Source organism: Nocardia sp. NPDC058666, from assembly GCF_042714895.1.
Classification (GTDB): Bacteria; Actinomycetota; Actinomycetes; order Mycobacteriales; family Mycobacteriaceae; genus Nocardia.
Map to the genome: position 1 here is coordinate 1 of NZ_JBHXRY010000014.1, position 17,882 is coordinate 17,882.

The 17,882-nt window shown below is 68.1% G+C and carries 12 protein-coding genes and 1 tRNA gene; 8 read left to right on the forward strand and 5 right to left on the reverse strand.

Features of this window, described 5'->3' with window-relative positions; genetic code table 11:
* Positions 1 to 128: 128 nt before the first annotated feature.
* A complete protein-coding gene (locus ACFWVD_RS24060; RefSeq protein WP_379246372.1) occupies positions 129 to 593 on the reverse strand; it encodes a gamma-glutamylcyclotransferase in 465 nt (154 codons plus the stop codon).
* 221 nt (positions 594 to 814) lie between these two features.
* On the opposite strand from ACFWVD_RS24060, the gene ACFWVD_RS24065 reads away from it, so the two are divergent.
* From ACFWVD_RS24065 to ACFWVD_RS24090, 6 genes are all read left to right on the forward strand, one after another.
* The gene (locus tag ACFWVD_RS24065; RefSeq protein WP_379246374.1) at positions 815 to 2,215 is read left to right on the forward strand and encodes an NAD(P)H-quinone dehydrogenase; all 1,401 of its coding nucleotides are present in this window, start codon (positions 815 to 817) and stop codon (positions 2,213 to 2,215) included.
* Between the two features lie 278 nt (positions 2,216 to 2,493).
* Positions 2,494 to 3,498 (forward strand): hypothetical protein, encoded by a 1,005-nt coding sequence (locus ACFWVD_RS24070; protein ID WP_379246376.1) that lies wholly within the window; start codon positions 2,494 to 2,496, stop codon positions 3,496 to 3,498.
* A gap of 70 nt (positions 3,499 to 3,568) precedes the next feature.
* Entirely contained in the window at positions 3,569 to 5,215 is a 1,647-nt protein-coding gene (locus ACFWVD_RS24075) for a hypothetical protein (protein WP_379246378.1), read from the forward strand.
* A 91-nt stretch (positions 5,216 to 5,306) separates the two neighbouring features.
* The gene (locus ACFWVD_RS24080; RefSeq protein ID WP_379246380.1) at positions 5,307 to 6,485 is read left to right on the forward strand and encodes a PLP-dependent aminotransferase family protein; all 1,179 of its coding nucleotides are present in this window, start codon (positions 5,307 to 5,309) and stop codon (positions 6,483 to 6,485) included.
* Positions 6,486 to 6,526: 41 nt separating this feature from the next.
* Entirely contained in the window at positions 6,527 to 6,997 is a 471-nt protein-coding gene (locus ACFWVD_RS24085) for a hypothetical protein (protein WP_379246381.1), read from the forward strand.
* A complete protein-coding gene (locus ACFWVD_RS24090) occupies positions 6,990 to 7,385 on the forward strand; it encodes a hypothetical protein (protein WP_379246383.1) in 396 nt (131 codons plus the stop codon). Before ACFWVD_RS24085 ends, ACFWVD_RS24090 begins: the two co-directional genes overlap by 8 nt.
* 17 nt (positions 7,386 to 7,402) lie before the next feature.
* Here the strand turns inward: ACFWVD_RS24090 and glpK are convergent, their stop codons facing one another.
* Positions 7,403 to 8,899 carry a glycerol kinase GlpK gene (gene glpK / locus ACFWVD_RS24095; RefSeq protein ID WP_379246385.1) on the reverse strand — a complete coding sequence of 499 codons (1,497 nt, stop codon included), beginning with the start codon at positions 8,897 to 8,899 and terminating at the stop codon, positions 7,403 to 7,405.
* A gap of 379 nt (positions 8,900 to 9,278) precedes the next feature.
* Here glpK and glpD point away from each other — a divergent pair, with 379 nt between their 5' ends.
* Complete coding sequence (glpD, locus tag ACFWVD_RS24100) at positions 9,279 to 11,069, forward strand: glycerol-3-phosphate dehydrogenase (RefSeq protein ID WP_379246387.1); 1,791 nt, start codon at positions 9,279 to 9,281, stop codon at positions 11,067 to 11,069.
* 115 nt (positions 11,070 to 11,184) lie between these two features.
* Here the strand turns inward: glpD and ACFWVD_RS24105 are convergent, their stop codons facing one another.
* Positions 11,185 to 11,967: an Fpg/Nei family DNA glycosylase gene (locus ACFWVD_RS24105; RefSeq protein ID WP_379246389.1), complete on the reverse strand. Its 783-nt coding sequence runs from the start codon at positions 11,965 to 11,967 to the stop codon at positions 11,185 to 11,187.
* A 4-nt stretch (positions 11,968 to 11,971) separates the two neighbouring features.
* Complete coding sequence (locus tag ACFWVD_RS24110; RefSeq protein WP_379246391.1) at positions 11,972 to 17,041, reverse strand: DEAD/DEAH box helicase; 5,070 nt, start codon at positions 17,039 to 17,041, stop codon at positions 11,972 to 11,974.
* A gap of 147 nt (positions 17,042 to 17,188) precedes the next feature.
* Between ACFWVD_RS24110 and ACFWVD_RS24115 the strand changes: the two genes are divergently transcribed.
* A complete protein-coding gene (locus ACFWVD_RS24115; RefSeq protein WP_379246393.1) occupies positions 17,189 to 17,734 on the forward strand; it encodes a histidine phosphatase family protein in 546 nt (181 codons plus the stop codon).
* A gap of 58 nt (positions 17,735 to 17,792) precedes the next feature.
* On the opposite strand, the gene ACFWVD_RS24120 is transcribed toward ACFWVD_RS24115, so the two are convergent.
* A tRNA-Met gene (locus ACFWVD_RS24120) sits at positions 17,793 to 17,866 on the reverse strand.
* Positions 17,867 to 17,882 lie beyond the last annotated feature (16 nt).

The window sequence follows — 17,882 nt, forward strand, 5'->3', positions numbered from 1 at the left end:
TCGGACGCAACGGCGGCTAACTCGCGGCCGGGCCGCTACGGCCACTGCGTGGCCGCTGCTCCCTATGGGTCGCAGGTGGGGGCTGGGAGTGCGGTCATGGGGGATTTGGGGTTTGCGGGGTGGGTGGCTCAGGCTGAGCCTGGGCCTACGTTCTTGCTGTTTCTGGTGCGCAAGGAGTGGACGTAGTCCTCTGGGGCGCCTGCTTTTTCGGCGGCGTCGGCGATTACTCCGATGTAGCGGGCCGAGGGGAGGCCGCCTTCGTAGGAGTCCAGGACGTACAGCCAGGCGAGGCGGGACTCGCCTTGGGTGCCGGTGACTCGGATTCGGATCTTCTTGTGGATTCCGAAGTCGGAGCCCTCCCAGCGGTCGAGGCTGTCCTCGTCCTCGGGGGAGACGTCGTAGAGCACGACGAATACCCGCGAGCCGGGGTCCTCGACGACGGTGGCCAGCGGGCCTTCCCAGCCGATGTCGTCACCGGCGAAGGTCAGGCGCCAACCCTCCAGCCACCCGGTCCCGGACATGGGCGAATGCGGGCAGCGTTCCAGCATCTGCGTCGAGTCCATGTTGGACCCGTAGGCGGCATAGATCGGCACCATGGAACTGTAGCCAATAACCGGCGCACAATTACTGTCTCCCACCCAGATCGGCTGACCGTCACACTTACCGACCACAGATGACGTGGCACAGAACACGCGCGCTGTTGTTCACCGATCCGACCCTGGCACGTCACAGTGCACCTGAAATGATGGGTCGACAGCACGGACGGGCCCTCACAAGGGGCAGTTCGATCAGGCGAGCACAAGGAGCGTGACTGGTGGCACGAATTGCGATCATCGGCGGTGGACCGGCCGGATACGAGGCGGCACTGGTAGCCGCCCAGCACGGGGCGTCGGTGACCCTGGTCGACGCCGACGGCATCGGCGGTGCCTGTGTGCTGTGGGATTGCGTGCCGTCGAAAACCTTCATCGCCTCGACGGGTCTGCGCACCGATCTGCGCCGCGCGCGCGACCTGGGCATCAACATCGACGCCGATCAGGCCAAGGTGCATCTGCCCGAGGTGAACGCGCGTGTCAAGGCACTGGCGTTGGCGCAGTCCTCCGATATTCGCACCAAACTGCAGGCCGCGGGCGTTCGACTGCTTCCCGGCTACGGTGAACTGGTCGGTCCCGCACCGGGTTTGGCGCATCAGGTGCGTGCCACCCTGCCCGACGGCAGCACCGAGGAGTTCGAAGCGGAGGTCGTGCTGATCGCCACCGGCGCCAGTCCGCGCGTGCTGCCCGGCGCCGAGCCCGACGGTGAGCGCATCCTGAACTGGCGTCAACTTTATGACCTGGAAGAACTGCCCGAGACCCTGGTCGTGGTCGGATCCGGTGTCACCGGCGCCGAATTCGTGTCCGCGTACACCGAGATGGGCGTGCGGGTGAAGCTGGTGTCCAGCCGCGACCGCGTGCTGCCCGGCGAGGACGCCGACGCGGCGCTCGTGCTCGAGGAAGCGCTGGCCGAACGCGGTGTGGAGCTGGTCAAGCACGCGCGCGCCGACGCGGTCGAGCGCACCGCCGACGGCATCGTGGTGAAGCTGTCCGACGGTCGCACCGTCACCGGTTCGCACGCGCTGATGACCGTGGGCTCCACCCCCAACACCCAGAACCTGGGCCTGGACCGGGTCGGTATCGAACTCGATCGCGGCGGATACCTTCGCGTGGACCGGGTTTCGCGCACCTCGGTGCCCGGCATCTACGCCGCGGGCGACTGCACCGGTCTGCTGCCGCTGGCCTCGGTGGCCGCCATGCAGGGCCGCATCGCGATGTACCACGCGCTGGGCGAGGGCGTGAGCCCGATTCGGTTGAAGACGGTGGCCTCGGCGGTGTTCACCCGCCCGGAGATCGCCACGGTCGGCGTCAGCCAGACCGCGATCGACGAGGGTGAGGTGCCCGCGCGCACGGTGATGCTGCCGCTGAACACCAACCCGCGCGCGAAGATGTCGGGGCTGCGCCGCGGCTTCGTCAAGATCTTCTGCCGTCCCGCCACCGGTGTGGTGATCGGCGGCGTGGTGGTCGCGCCGATCGCCTCGGAACTGATCCTGCCGATCGCGCTGGCGGTGCAGAACAATCTGACCGTGGCCGACCTGGCGCAGACGTTCTCGGTGTACCCGTCGCTGACCGGTTCGCTCACCGAAGCCGGGCGTTTGCTGATGCGCCACGACGATCTGGACTGACTCCGCCAGGCGCCGGATGCTGGGGTTTTCAGGTTCGAAATGTGTTGTTCGCCAACGCTACTCACTCGAACTCGGTAATCCTCACATCCGGCGTTCGCGCAGGCGGAGCCCAGAAGACGCGAAACCTACTGCTGCGTTGCCTGTCTCGCGCTCATGTGGTTGACTCACGGCCGAGGCGTGATCATCTGTGGTCGCGTGGTGGATGCAGTGGGGGATTCCCTCCGGGAAAGGGATTACGAAAAGTGAAGCATCGTAAGCCGAGTCGGGCGCAGCGAGCGATGGCAAGCACGTCGTTGCCTCTTGCTGCCGCGGCGGCAGTAGCAACTCTTCTCGCGGCACCGGCCGGCGCGGTCCCCAGTGACCAGCCGACCACTCCTGCCACGCCGGCTCCTGCGCAGCCGGGCCAGCCTTCGGCTGAAGTAGAGACCCCGGAGACTCCCACCCCGGAGACCCCGGAAAGCGTCAAGCCCAAGCCGGGCGAGACCAAGCCGACCCCGGCGCAGCCGGGCGTCACCAGCCCCGCGCCGGGTCAGCCGGAGCAGGGCACCCCCACCAAGCCGACGCCGAGTCAGCCGGGCGTCACCAGCCCGCGCGTCGCGCCGCTGCCCGTGCCGGGTCAGACCGCCCAGGGCACCGACAAGCCCGCGGTGCAGCCGGAGCGCACCGACGCCACGCCCGACCAGCCGGGCACCACCAAGCCCGAGACCGTCACGCCGACCCGTCCGGGCCAGCAGACGCAGCCGACCGTGCCGTCGGGTCAGGGCGAGCAGGCCGAGGTCGAGTCCCCGGACACCCTCATCCAGGAACCCAAGGCGCCGGAATGGCAGGCCCCGCGCCTGGCCAACGCGCCCGCCGCGCCCGTAGTCGAGATGGAAGGCCCGCACCAGGAAATCGGCGCTACCATCGACGGCGCGGGCATCCTGGCCAACACCCACCACTACAACAACGCGTCGGGCTACGTCGGCACCGTCGGCTACCGCGCGCCCGGTGGCGGCTTCGGTGACGCCGGTGTGTCGGTGGAGTACATCGGCGAGAACTCGGTCAAGGTCACCACCTTCAACGGTGGCGACGGCCGCGCCGACAACACCACGGTGACCGTGCTCGACACCACGCAGGCCAACCTGGCCAAGGCCGCGGTCGAGAACTGGATCAAGGCGCAGCCGGGTGGCACCGCCGCACTCGAGCAGGCCGCGAAGGCTACACTGCCCGTGCCGGGGGAGCTGCTTCAGACGGTGAACGTCGCGGGTGTGAACACCCAGTGGGGTGGCTCGCTCCAGTACTGACACGCAGTACGTCGTGTGGGGCGGTCGCATTCGACCGCCCCACACGTGTGTCCTGGGGAAAGGATTGGACGTGGGCACCGAAGGTGACAACAACGAGCGCGGCGATCGACGACCGGCCGCGGAATTCGGTCCTCCCGTAAGCGATTTCGGGCCACCGGTCGACGACGAAGGTTTCGGCGGGCCCGTGCCTGTTACGCCGCCGCCCGTGCCGACCGGGGTTCCCGAGTTGGGGTGGCGGCCTGCTGGTCCGCCCGCTGGTGGGCCTGCACCGGGTCACTCCGGTCCGCCCGTTGGCGGGGGTGCTGCTCCCGGTCCGTTCGGTCCGCCCGCTGGTGGCCCCGGCCCCTCCGGTGCGCCCGCAGGTCCGCCTGCCGGCGGGGGTGCTGCTCCGGGTCCGTTCGGTCCGCCCGCTGGTGCGCCCGCGCCAGGTCCGTTCGGTGCGCCGGTCGCGGGTCAGCCACCCGTTGCGCCACCGCCCGCTGGGCCGTTCGGTGCGCCCGTCTCGTACAACACGATGCCGCCGGGTCCGCCCGTCGGCCCGCCGCGTCAGTCCGGTCCTACACCGCAGGCGCCACCCCGATCTCCCGATAATCGACGCTCCGCCCCCACCTCGGTCTTCGGTGACGCGGTAGCCACGCCTCCGCCCGCCCAGTCCGGGCCTCGCCAGGCCGCCCCGTTCGGCGGTCCGACTCCGGGTGGTCCGCCCTCGGCCGACCCCACTGTCCGGTTCGGTGGGAAGCAGGGCTCCGGTGACGCGGTAGGCACGCCTCCCTCCGCCCAGTCCGGGCCTCGCCAGGCCTCCCCGTTCGGTGGTCCGACTCCGGCTGATCCCACTGTGCGATTCGGTGGGGAGCAGGGCTCCGGTGACTCGGTGTTCGGTGATTCCGTGCCGGTGACGTCCGGTCGTGAGCTCACCGAGGTGATCCGTCGCGGTCGCCCCGATCCCAAAAAGCCCGCGTCGCAAGGACCTTCGTCCGAAGTGCCGCCGGAGCCGGTCCGTCCGCCCGACGGCACGCGCACCCCGCTGTTCGCCGACGAGCCGAAGCCGGCAGCCGACAAATGGTGGGACGCCGACGATGACGGCGCGATCCCGAAGCCGCCCGCCGAGCCCGGCTTGTCGTGGGCCGACGACCCGATCGCGCGCCGCCTCGCCCCGAAGACGCCGACCACCCCGCCCCCCGCGGAACCCGAACTCGACAGCAAGCGGATGCGCTGGATCATCGGCGGCGTGGCCGCGGCGGTGCTGCTGGTGGTGGCACTGGTGTTGACCATCGGCTTGGTCAAGCGCGGCGGTGGCGCCGATCCCGGCGTGACGGCCGCGCCGGTCACCTCGGCCGCCTCCGCGACCGAATGCCAGTCTGTCGCAGAACAATCCGTCACCGTCGGCAACGGCCCGGGCGACACCACCACCGGCGCCAGAGCCATCCTCGGCTTCCAATACGCCTTCTACACCGACCGATCCGGCGCCAAGGTGCGCGAGTTCGTCGCACCCGACGCGGAGAACATCTCACCGGCGGAGACGATCCAGCAGGCGATCGACGGCCAGATCCCCGCGGGCACCACACACTGCGTGAAGATGCGCGAAACCACCGTCGGCCGCTATGACGTGGAGTTGCGCGAAATGCACCCCGATGGTTCCGCGGTGGTCTACAAGCAGGAAATCATCACCACCAACACCGATGGAAAGTGGCAGGTCAAGTCGATCACTGCCCGATAGCATCTCACTGCATGAGACGATAGTTTCACATTCTGGCGGACGCTATGCAATCGTAGGATGATTGCTTCCCTTGGCGTCCCCGGAGGTTCCCATGTCGCTGACCACTCCCGCCCTGGCGGGCAAGCTCGCAGGCCTACAGAGCTCAGCGATCAGGGACCTGCTGAAACTCACAGCCCGCGACGACATCATCAGCCTCGCGGGCGGCCTGCCCGACGCCGCCCTGATGCCCCGCGAACGCATCGCTCTCGCCGCCGAGACCGCCCTGCGTAGTTCGGCGGTCCTGCAATACACCGAGTCATCCGGCTGGCCCGCGCTGCGTGAGGTGATTGCCGCACGCGAGTCTGCCAAGATCGGCCGCGCCGTGCCCGCAACGGAAGTCTTCATCACGCACGGCTCCCAACAGGCCCTGTCCCTGCTGGCTGAAGTCCTACTCGACCCCGGCGCCCTCGTGATTGTCGAAGACCCCGCGTATGTCGGTGCCTTGCAGGTCTTTCGAGCCGCGGGCGCCCGAATCGTCGCCGTCCCACTGGATTCCGACGGCATGCGCCTGGACATCCTCGAAGACCTCCTGGCCGCAGGCGAACGCCCCGCCGTCGTCCACACGGTCTCGAATTTCCACAACCCCGGCGGCGTCACCCTCGCCCCCGAACGCCGCCGCCGACTCGCGGAACTCGCGCAGGCCCACGGCTTCTGGATCATCGAAGACGACCCCTACGGCGAACTCTGGTTCGACCAGCCCACGCCCGCGCCGGTCGCCTCGTACTCACCCCAGGTGATCCGCCTGTCCAGCGTCTCCAAAATCCTGTCCCCTTCCCTGCGCGTCGGTTGGATGATCGCCCCCGAAAAAGTCTGCCGCGCAGTCGAACTCCTCAAACAGGGCGCCGATCTCTGCGGCTCGGCTCTCACCCAGCAGATCGCCACCGACCTGCTCTCGGACACCGATTGGCTTGCATCGCACATCAATTCGATCCGAACCACCTACGGCACCCGGGCTCGAACCCTTACCTCCGCCCTCCACGCCACCTTCGGCACCCGAATCCACTGCACAGCCCCCATCGGCGGCATGTTCATCTGGGCCGACTTCACCGACAACACCAACACCACCACCCTGCTCCCCAAAGCCCTCGAATCCGGCGTCGCCTACGTCCCCGGCGCGGCCTTCGCGGTCGCCGACACGGGGCACAACGCCCTACGGCTCTGCTTCACAACATCGGACGAGCAAACCCTCCTAGAAGCGGTCACCCGACTGTCGAAGGCTGCAGCGGTCTAACGACCACGGGCTATCTGCCATAATCCTGCTAGAATCATGGCATGGTGATGTTTCAGGTCAGCGATCTAGCGGGCGCGCGCCGCCGTGAGTTCCTCGACGAGGCCAAACGCTCGTCGGCGTCGCTGCGCGATACCGACGGATCTGTGCTGATCATGCTCGCGGCACAGCGGATCGCCGCTCTGCACGAAGCGGTTGCCGTCACCACCCAACTGTTCACGGCCGAAGCGGTGCTGGCGCGGACCTCCTCGCCCACCCCGGTCGAGCTCGGCGGCCTGGCATGGCTCGCAGAGTTCGACCCTGACGACCGGGCCGAAGCGTTGGCCGAGATCCGAAACGCCGTTGTCCTGACGGTGGCATCGGAAGACCCGGAACCGCTGCGGGAGGCGTTGCACGCGTGGGTCACGACAGCAGCGGTCATGCGCGACTCGGCCCGTCGCGCGGTGCACATCGGTTCAGTAGAGGATTCAGAGTTCGTCGAGGTGGATGCACCCCGTTCGAGCGACAATGGCTGACCCCGAGCCAGGAGCGTATCGGCCCTTCGTCGCAGCGCGCTCGCCCGGCGGTCGACCCGGCACCAAACCGATGTACCGAGTTCTGGTGCACCGGCAATACCTCGACGTGTGGAACGGACTGGCCGACCGGGTCGGAATGACATCGGCTCAGCAATTCTGGGAACACGTCTCGGCAACTCCTGGCAGGCCACCTTCGGTCGGATCGTCGACCGTTCTACGCGGCAAACACCACGGCCCGAAATGGGCAGGCTATTCACGCACCATCCACTACGAGATCAGCGGCGCCGGGCGAATCGATTACCAGTACTGCAACGACACTGAGGAAGGCGATAGAGGCGACGCGCATCCGGTGGTCAAGATTCTGACCATAGATCTCGGCAGCCATTGAATCCGTTGCGCGGTTTCTCAGGCCCAGTTGTAGGTGCGTTCTACGGCTTTGTTCCAGTCGGCGTAGCGGTGGGTTCGTTCCTTTTCGGACATTGTGGGGGTCCAGGTTTGGTCGGCTATCCAGTTGGCTCGCAGGTCCTCGAGGTCGGACCAGTAGCCGACTGCTAGGCCTGCGGCGTAGGCGGCGCCCAGGGCGGTGGTTTCGCGGACTACGGGGCGTACTACGGGGACGTCGAGGATGTCGGCTTGGAATTGCATGAGCAGGTTGTTGCCGGTCATGCCGCCGTCGACTTTGAGGGTGGTCAGTTCCAGGTCCAGGTGTTGGGCGGCGGCGTCGGCTCGCATGGCGTCTACTACTTCGCGGGATTGGAAGGCGGTGGATTCCAGTGCGGCTCTTGCCAAGTGGGCTTTGGTGACGAAGCGGGTGAGGCCGGCGATGACACCGCGTGCGTCGGGGCGCCAGCGGGGGGCGAACAGGCCGGAGAAGGCGGGGACGAAGTGGGCGCCGCCGTTGTCTTCGACGGTGCGGGCCAGGGGCTCTACTTCCTCGGCGGAGGAGATGATGCCGAGGTTGTCGCGTAGCCACTGGACCAGGGAGCCGGTGACGGCGATGGAGCCTTCGAGGGCGTACACCGCGGGGGTGTCACCGAGTTGGTAGCAGGCGGTGGTGAGCAGGCCGTGCTTGCTGAACACGGGTGTGGTGCCGGTGTTGAGGAGCATGAAATTGCCTGTGCCGTAAGTGTTTTTGGCTTCGCCTGGGGACAGGCAGGCTTGGCCGAAGGTTGCGGCTTGCTGGTCACCGAGAATGCCCGCGACGGGGACGCCTTCGAAAGGGCCGGAGACGACGTCGGCGTAGACCTGCGACGAGCTGCGGATCTGGGGCAGCAGCGACATCGGGATGTCGAAATCGGCACAGATCTGCGAATCCCATTGCAGGGTCCGAAGATCCATCAGCATGGTGCGCGAGGCGTTGGTGACGTCGGTGAGGTGTTCACCGGTCAGTTTCCACAGCACCCAGCTGTCCATGGTGCCGAAACACAGGTCGCCGGCTTCGGCGCGTGCGCGCACGCCCTCGACGTTGTCCAGGATCCAGCGCAACTTCGGACCGGCGAAATAGGTCGACAGCGGCAGCCCGGTGCGGTCCGCATAGCGTTGCGGCCCTTGAGCACCCGCGAGTTCCGCGCAGAGTTGATCGGTGCGCGTGTCCTGCCAGACGATCGCGTTGTACACGGGCTCGCCGGTGACCCGGTCCCACACGAGGGTCGTCTCACGCTGATTGGTGATCCCGACCGCTGCCAGATCCCCGGCCGAACACCGCCCGTTACCCAGCGCCGCGCCCAACACCCACTCGGTATTACGCCAGATCTCCGCCGGATCGTGCTCCACCCAGCCCGGCTTGGGAAAGATCTGCCGATGCTCCCGCTGCGCGGTCCCGACGATCCGACCCTGCCGATCGAAGATGATGCACCGACTCGAAGTAGTCCCTTGATCGATGGCAGCCACATAGCGACGCATTGACGCAGGTTACCGAATGCGAGGCGTCCGGCTGACAGCTTTGTCGCTGGAGAGCAGCGGTATAGCGGGTCGGCGGCGACATGCGTCAAAACAATCGTGAAGTTCGCCCCGCTCATCGCACCCAGATGTTGGAGCCTGACGAGCCCGGCCACGCACGGCGCACGGCGGTCGCGGACCGGGGCGAATGTTGGGGCCCGGCACATCCCCCGGCCGTTCGGTTCGGTCAGGCCGCCGAATTTCGTCCACACGCCCCGCCGAACGCGTCCCGCGCGCTGGATGCCCACTACGTTTAGCCTGTACGCAGCGGCGCCGGGTTCGCGGCGCCCGCCCCACTGTCGGCTGGGACCGGCCGGATTCGGTCGGCGGCGAGGAGTCGAGCATGTCGCAGACACCGGAGTTTCCGTTCTTGCACCCGGGTGAGTTGGTGGCGGGCGGGAAGCGGGACCGGCTCGGGCCGGGGGTCCTGGGCCCCGAACATCGGCGTGCCGCCTGGGAACGGCTGGGTAAGGATCAGTTCGACGTGCTGGTCGTCGGTGGCGGCGTGGTCGGTGCGGGCATCGCGCTGGACGCGGCTACCCGCGGGCTTTCGGTCGCGCTGGTCGAGGCTCGCGATCTCGCGTCGGGCACGTCGAGTCGCTCGTCGAAGATGTTCCACGGTGGCCTGCGCTACCTCGAACAGCTCGAGTTCGGCCTGGTCAAAGAGGCGCTGAAGGAACGTGAGCTGGCGCTGTCGACGTTGGCCCCGCATCTGGTGAAGCCGCTGCGCTTCCTGTACCCGCTGACCCATCGCGTGTGGGAGCGGCCGTACGTGGCCGCGGGAATCGCCCTGTACGACACGATGGGTGGCGCGAAATCTGTTCCCGGACAACATCATCTGACAAGGCACGGCGCGCTGCGGTTGGCACCCGGACTGCGCCGCGATTCGATGATCGGCGGGGTCACCTACTACGACACCGTCGTCGACGATGCACGCCACACCATGACCGTCGCGCGCACCGCCGCCCACTACGGCGCGGTCATCCGCACCTCCACCCAGGTCGTCGGCCTGTTGCGCGAGGCCGACCGGGTCGTCGGCGTGAAGCTGCGCGACACCGATGACGGGCGCACCGCCGAGGCGCGCGCGAGTGTGGTGATCAACGCGACGGGCGTGTGGACCGACGAGGTCCAGGGTCTGTCGAATCAACGCGGGCGTTTCCATGTGCGTGCGTCCAAGGGTGTGCACATCGTGGTGCCGCGCGACCGGATCGTCAGCGACGCCGCGATCATCCTGCGCACCGCCACCTCGGTGCTGTTCATCATCCCGTGGGGTGCGCACTGGATCGTGGGCACCACCGACACCGACTGGAACCTCGACCTCGCCCACCCCTCCGCGACCAAGGCCGACATCGACTACCTGCTCGACCGGGTCAACGAGGTGCTGGTCACCCCGCTCACCCACGCCGACATCGACGGCGTCTACGCGGGCTTGCGTCCGCTGCTGGCAGGCGAGAGCGACGAGACGTCCAAGCTTTCGCGCGAACATGCCGTGGCTCGCGTCGCGCCGGGTCTGGTGAGTATCGCGGGCGGCAAGTACACCACCTATCGGGTGATGGCGGCTGACGCGATGAACGAAGCGGCACAAGACATTCCGGCGCGGGTGTCGCCGTCGATCACCGAGAAGGTCGCGCTGCTGGGCGCCGACGGCTACTTCGCGCTGGTCAACCAGACTGTGCAGCTCGCGCAGCACTACGGCATCCACCCCTATCGGATGACGCACCTGCTCGACCGCTACGGCTCCCTGGTCGACGAGGTGCTCGACATGGCGGCGGGCAAACCCGAACTGCTGCAACCGATTACCGATGCCCCCGCCTACCTGCAGGTCGAAGCGGTCTATGCGGCCGCCGCCGAGGGCGCGCTGCACCTGGACGACATTCTGGCTCGCCGCACCCGGATCTCCATCGAATACCCCGATCGTGGCGCGAACAGCGCCGAACAGGTCGCCCACCTGGTGGCGCCCGTACTCGGTTGGGATGCAGACGATGTCGACCGCGAGATCGCCACCTATCAGGCGCGCGTGCGAGCCGAGATCGAATCGCAGACCCAACCCGATGACAAGTCCGCCGACGCGCTGCGGGCCGCCGCCCCCGAACCCCGTCCGCAATTGCTGGAACCGGTGCCGCAGGAGCGGTGAACACCGGCGTAATCGACCACTTCGACCTCGAATAGGCCGAAATCGGGGGGTAAACGATGCGAAGTGGGCGATTACGCCAGTTGTCCAGAGGAGGACGCAGACGGCCGGAATCGGGTCAGCTTGTTTGTGGACTGGGCTGGCAGCGGGGGCAGAAGTAGATTCCGCGTTCTCGCTGGGTGATGCGGTCGGCGGGATCGTCTTCGCCGAGGAGTTGGGAGGCGATGGCCGTGCCGCAGCGGGGGCAGGGGCGGCGGGTTCGGCCGTAGACCAGGGGGCGCCACGGGGGTTGGTGGGCGGCTTTGCCCAGGACGCGGTGGGATTCGTCGACCAGGGCGGGGAGGTCGGGGATGTCGCCGACGGGGGTGGCGGGGTGGATTCGGCGCAGGAAGCAGATCTCGCTGCGGTAGATGTTGCCGATGCCTGCCAGGTTGCGCTGGTCGAGCAGGGCGAGGCCGATGGCGCGGCGGGGGTGTTCGGTGAGGTTGTGCAGTGCCTGTGCCGGGTCCCAGTTCGGGCCGAGTAGGTCGGGGCCGAGGTGGTCGATGACGGTGTGTTCGTCGGCGCGCGGGAGTACCTGCACCTTGCCCAGCGAAAAGCCGACCGCTTCGACCTCGTCGTTGGCCAGTACCAAGCGGGCGGTGACCCGCGGTTTGGTCCAGCGTTGGCCGCAGTGGAACACCCGCCATTCGCCTTCCATCTTGAGATGGGTGTGGATGCTCAGGCGGTCGGTGCGGATGAACAGGTGCTTGCCGTAGCTGGCGACCTCCTCGACGAGGTCGCCGACCATGTTCACCGTGGCGAATCGCGGTACTCGAAAGTCGCTGCGCGTCAGGGTTTTTCCGACCAGGGCCGTGCGCAGCCGTTCCGCGGTGCGGAAGACGGTGTCGCCCTCGGGCATCGGTCTACACCTGTCTGCGCAGCCGTAAACCGCGCGGGGTCATCGAGAAACCTGCCTCGACCAGGACATCGGCGAAAAGGTTGCCGTGCACGGTTTCTCCGTTGATCTTGTCGATCACCAATCCGTCGACCCTATGGTCGCGCACGAGTCCGGCCAGCGCGACCGAGGCGGCTCGGCGCATCCCGATGTCCTCGGTGAAGCTGAGCAGGGTTTTGCCGCCGCGTTCGGAGTAGAGCACCAGTTCGCCGCCCACGAGTACCACCAGGGCGCCCGCTTTGCGACCGGGGCGATGGCCGCCTTCGGCGTCGCCTTTGGGCCATGGCAGGGCCGCGCCGTACGGGTTGGCGGGGTCGCACGCCGCAAGCGCCAGGGCGACGCCCGTTCGGGTGTCGTCGCGATCGGTGTCGAAGGAGCGCAGGCGGTCGACGGTGTCGGTGGTGGAGAATTGCGCGCCACCGAGACTGTCGACGAAGTAGCCGCGCCTGCACCGGCCACGGTCCTCGAATTCGGTGAGTACCCGGTACATCAGCTGGAAGCCGCCGGAAATGCCTTCGTTCTGCACCGAACCGCGGGTGAGGACGCCGTAGCGTTCGATGAGCTGGTCGGCGGTGGCGTGGGCGCGAACGGTGTTGTCCTGCACGCGTTCCGGCAGGATCGACCAGCGACCCGCGAGGTTCGGCGGCCCTGCGCGGGTGGGCAGCGCGGCCCTCGGGAGGTAGGCGCGGCCGCGAGGGGCGCGACGGGGGGCGCGGTGCGCGGTGGTGGCTCGGGTGGTGCCTGCCAGCAGTGCACGGACGGGCGCGAAAGTGTCGCCCGAGACATAACCGGCCCAGACGAGTTGCCACAGCGCCTCGCCAACCGCTTTGTCGTTGAGTAGGCCGGTGGCGTCGGAGAGGTGGCGGAAGAAGTACGCGCCCGCGCCGTGCAGGGTGGGGGGAAGCCGACCGTAGGACCCGGCTGAACTGCCGGGAGTCGCATCGGCGGGGGAGGAACTTGCACCAGGATCGCTGGTTGAAGGTCCTGTAGTTGTTCCCGCCGCGCGACTTTTACCCGTGCGCGACTTCGCCGCGGTGTCCAGCTGTGGCGAAGCGGGTTGTGTCGGTTCGATGGTGACGCCTTCGCCCGCGCTGTCCAGGTCGACCACTTGGCGTTCGTTGCCGGGGGGCCACGGTTCGAGTTGGGCGCCCATGGCTACCAGGAGGTTGAGTTGGATGTCGGTGGGGTCGATGTCGTCGGGGGGCGGCAGGGTGAACGAGGCCTGGTCGGCCAGGTGCAGGGCGATCCAGCCGTCGCGGGAGGTGATCGCGCCGTGGCCCGACCAGACCACTTCGCCGGTGGCCATCAGTTCGTCGAGCATGGCGGGGGAGTAGTCGCGCACGCGCATGGGCAGGATCAGCGATTCCCATGCCGAGGCCGGAATCGGTACGCCCGCAAGCTGTTCGACCACGGTGGCCACGCCGTCGACACCCCGCAGTTCGCCGGAGCCGACGTGTTGCCATGACGGTAGGAAGCGGCCGAACGCGGCAGTGGTCACCGGCTCGACTTCCTGCCGAGCGGCGGCCAGTGAACGGCGGCGCAATTGGCGCAGGACCTGGGAGTCGCACCACTCGCCACCGGCTGTTCCCGGCGTGAATTCGCCTTCGACAACACGCTTTTCGGCGAGCAATCGGTGCAGTGCGGTGCCGGCCACCGCGGCTCCGAGGCCGAAGCGGGCGGCGACCGCGCCGGTGGTGAAGGGCGCGTGGGTGCGGGCATAGCGCCCGACGAGGTCGCCGAGCGGATCGGGCACCGGTTCGATGAACGCCGCGGGCACACCGATCGGCAACGGCACGCCCAGAGCGTCGCGAAGGCGAGCCGCGTCCTCCACCGCCACCCACCAGGTGCGCCCCGCGAACGAGACTTCCAGCGCTCGACGCGAATCCCGCAGTTCCGCGAACCACAGCGGGGCATCGGAATCGGCGAGCAGATCGTCGGAGGCTGCGGCGCGTGCTGAGGGTGTGGCGCTTGGGGTGCCCTCGGTGGCCGCTGTCGGCTCGGCCGTGCGAGCGTTCACGTCGGGTTCGGGGGCGCCGAAGTCGTCTAGCGCCACGTTCCCCATGGCCTCGGCGCGGCGAGCGGCGGCGGCCGTGCCGGGGCGGGGGACGCAGCGGGCTGCGGCCTCGGTGGGGGTGAGGGGGCCGAGTAGACGGAGGAGGTCGGCCAGGCCTTCGGCGTCACGGGCTTGGCGTTCGGGGGTGAGGCGTTGCAGTTCTCGTTCGGTGAGGTCGATGACGGCGGGGTCGAGAAGTTCGCGTAGCTCGACGCGGCCGAGGAGTTCGGCGAGCAGGCTGGAGTCCAAAGCCAGTGCGGCGGCACGACGTTCGGCCAGGGGGCTGTCGCCGTCGTAGAGGAACTGGCCGATGTAGGAGAACAGCAGGGCGCCCGCGAAGGGGGACGGGCTGGCCGTCTCGACTTCGATCAGGCGGATTTCGCGGCGGGCGACCTTGGTGAGCAGGTCACGCAGAGCGGGCAGGTCGTAGACGTCGCGCAGGCATTCGCGCACGGTTTCCAGCAGGATCGGGAACTGGGGGAATTTGCGGGCCACATCCAGCAATTGGGCCGAGCGCTGCCGTTGCTGCCACAGCGGTGCGCGTTTGCCGGGGTCGCGGCGCGGCAGCAGCAGCGCTCTGGCGGCGCATTCGCGGAAGCGGGAGGCGAAAAGGGCGGAGCCGCCGACCTGTTCGGTGACGATGTCGTCGATCTCGTCGGGTTCGAAGGCGAACAGTTCGGCACCGGGCGGTTGGTCGGTGGTGTCGGGCAGGCGCACCACGATGCCGTCGTCGGACGCGGTCGGGGCGGCGTCGATGCCGAACTGTTCCTGCAGGCGCGCGCCGACGGCAAGCGCCCACGGTGCGTGCACGGGGGTGCCGTAGGGGGAGTGCAGCACCAGTCGCCAGTCGCCGAGTTCGTCACGGAATCGTTCCACGACCAACGTGCGATCGGTGGGCAATTGCCCTGTAGCGCTGCGCTGTTCCTCGATCAGGCTCACCAGATTCGCGGCAGCATTCTGATCGAGTCCAGCCGATCGCACCAGGTGCTCCAGCCGCGCCCCAGGCTTACTGAGCTCGGCCGAAACAGGTTTCGCCTTCTTCCTGGCAACCGGGGTCTCAGCATCATCGACCGCCGACCCCGCAGGCAGCGCAAGCTGCGACCCCATGCCCGCCACGATCCGCGTCAGTTCATCCCCCGGCACCTGACCCGCCGTGCGAATGAATTCACCCAGCGCAGCACCCAATTCGGCAGGCCGCCCCAACCCGTCACCGCGCCAGAACGGCAACCTGCCCGGCATCCCGAACGCAGGCGAGACCAGCACCCGGTCGAAGGTGATTTCCTCGATCCGCCAACTGGTGGCACCGAGCGCGAACACATCGCCCACGCGCGACTCGTACACCATCTCCTCGTCGAGTTCGCCGACGCGAGATGCTTTTTCGCCCACCATGAACACCGCGAACATGCCACGGTCGGGGATCGCGCCGCCGGAGGTGACCGCAAGGCGTTGCGCGCCGGGGCGGCCCATGATGGTGCCCGCGTCGCGGTCCCACACCACCCGCGGGCGGAGTTCGGCGAACTCGTCGGAAGGGTAGCGTCCGGCCAGCAGGTCGAGCACTGATTCGTACGCGGAGCGGGGCAGGTTCGCGTAGCTGCCGGTGGAGCGCACGAGGTCGAACCAACCGTCGACGTCGATGGGTTCCAGCGCGCAGGCCGCCACGGTCTGCTGGGCGAGGATGTCCAGGGGGTGCGCGGGGATCTGCAGTTTCTCGATTTCGCCGGCGAGCATGCGTTGCGCGGCCACGGTGCAGTGGATGACGTCGGTGCGGTGCTTGGGGAACAGCACGCCTCGCGAGACCTCACCCACCTGGTGTCCGGCCCGGCCGACCCGCTGCAGCCCACTGGCCACCGACGGCGGCGCTTCGACCTGCACCACGAGGTCCACCGCACCCATGTCGATGCCGAGCTCGAGCGACGACGTGGCCACCACGCACCGCAGCCGACCGGTCTTGAGGTCGTCTTCGATGATGGCCCGCTGTTCCTTGCTCACCGACCCGTGATGCGCGCGGGCCAACAGGTGTTCGGCCCCGTGGGTCACCTCGGTGGACGCCCCGATCTGCGCGGGCGGTGCGTGCTCGGTCTCGACCGGTTCGCCCAGTCGGGCCGCGTAGGTTTCGTTGAGTCGGGCGGTGAGGCGTTCCGACAGTCGTCGCGAGTTCGCGAACACGATCGAGGACCGATGTTCGAGCACCAGGTCGACGATGGCCTCGTCGACGTGCGGCCAGATCGACCCCGGCTGATCGGAATCGCCGCCGGGATCGGTCATATCGGCCACCGGCACTCGCACCGACAGGTCGAAGGTCTTGGGCGCGGGCGGTCGCACGATGGTGATGGGCGCGTTGCCGACCAGGAACCGCCCGACCTCCTCGGCCGGGCGCACCGTGGCCGACAGTCCGATCCGCTGTGCGGGTTTCTCGGTGAGCTGATCCAGCCGGGCCAGCGACAACGCCAGGTGCGCGCCGCGCTTGGACCCCGCGATGGCGTGCACTTCGTCGACGATGATCGTGTTGACCTCGGCGAGAGTCTCGCGCGCCGCCGAGGTCAACAGCAGGAACAGCGACTCGGGTGTGGTGATGAGAATGTCGGGCGGCGTGCGCAGCATGGCCCGGCGCTGGGCGGGCGGGGTGTCGCCCGAACGCACGCCCACCGAGATATCCGGCGGGTCCAGTCCCAACCGTTTCGCCGTCTGCGTGACTCCCACCAGCGGCGCCCGCAGATTGCGCTCCACGTCCACGGCCAGGGCCTTCAACGGCGAGATGTAGAGCACCGACGTGCCGCGCGGCGCGTCCTTCTCCGGCGGCTCTCGCTGAGCCAGCTGATCGATGGCCCACAGGAACGCCGACAAGGTCTTGCCGGACCCGGTCGGCGCGACGACCAACGTGTTCTGACCGGCGGCGATCGCGTCCCACGCGCCGAGCTGGGCCGACGTCGCGCCGGGGAAGGCACCGTCGAACCATTGCGCGGTAGCGGGGGAGAACCGATCCATGCACCCAGTGTGCACCGACCCACTGACAATTCCCGGCGACCGCGCGCGCACCGACCTGCACCGATACCGCGAATACGGGGCTGACCGGGGCGACTGCGCGGCCCTGGGGTGTGGCGTGGGTCGCACCCGGGGCTACCCTCGACTCTCGTGCAAACGGTGCTGAGAGTCGACCTGGTCGGCCATGGCCTTACCGAGGCGGTACGTAAGGCGCGTTTTCCTGTTGACGAACCCCTCGACGAGTCGGGGCGGGCCGCGGTGCGCGCCTGCGTGCCCCTGGACGCGGCGCTGGTGCGGACCGGGCCCGAACTGCGGGCCCGCGAGACCGCGCAGGAGTTGGGCCTGGTCGGCGAGCCGGATGTGCGACTACGGGACCTGGATGCGGGGTCGTGGCGGGGCAGTGAGATGGGCAAGGTGGCCCAGGATCAACTGTTCGCCTGGCTCACCGATCCCGAATTCCGTGGGCACGGTGGGGAATCGGTCACGGATCTGACTGAGCGAGTGCGGTTTTGGTTGGCCGAGGTCGCGTCGGCGGGGCGCGACACCGTGGCGGTGACGCATCCGGCGGTGGTGCGCGCGGCGCTGCTGGTGGTGCTCGACGCACCGGCGAAGTCGTTCTGGCGAATGGATGTGCCGCCTGCCAGCGTGACGCGGCTGCACTACCGGGGCAACTGGACGCTGCGGCTGGGTACATGAACGGCTGGGTACATAACGAAGAAGGCCCCGAAGTCGAAACTTCGGGGCCTTCTCGTAGTAGCGGGAGCAGGATTTGAACCTACGACCTCTGGGTTATGAGCCCAGCGAGCTACCGAGCTGCTCCATCCCGCGTTGCAAAGACAACTTT

Excerpts from the sequence above, each read along its gene's own strand:
- ACFWVD_RS24070 (WP_379246376.1), top strand. The coding sequence starts at position 2,494 with ATGGCAAGCACGTCGTTGCCTCTTGCTGCCGCGGCGGCAGTAGCAACT.
- ACFWVD_RS24080 (WP_379246380.1), top strand. The coding sequence starts at position 5,307 with ATGTCGCTGACCACTCCCGCCCTGGCGGGCAAGCTCGCAGGCCTACAG.
- ACFWVD_RS24085 (WP_379246381.1), top strand. The coding sequence starts at position 6,527 with ATGGTGATGTTTCAGGTCAGCGATCTAGCGGGCGCGCGCCGCCGTGAG.
- ACFWVD_RS24090 (WP_379246383.1), top strand. The coding sequence starts at position 6,990 with ATGGCTGACCCCGAGCCAGGAGCGTATCGGCCCTTCGTCGCAGCGCGC.
- glpK (WP_379246385.1), bottom strand. The coding sequence starts at position 8,899 with ATGCGTCGCTATGTGGCTGCCATCGATCAAGGGACTACTTCGAGTCGG.
- glpD (WP_379246387.1), top strand. The coding sequence starts at position 9,279 with ATGTCGCAGACACCGGAGTTTCCGTTCTTGCACCCGGGTGAGTTGGTG.
- ACFWVD_RS24105 (WP_379246389.1), bottom strand. The coding sequence starts at position 11,967 with ATGCCCGAGGGCGACACCGTCTTCCGCACCGCGGAACGGCTGCGCACG.
- ACFWVD_RS24110 (WP_379246391.1), bottom strand. The coding sequence starts at position 17,041 with ATGGATCGGTTCTCCCCCGCTACCGCGCAATGGTTCGACGGTGCCTTC.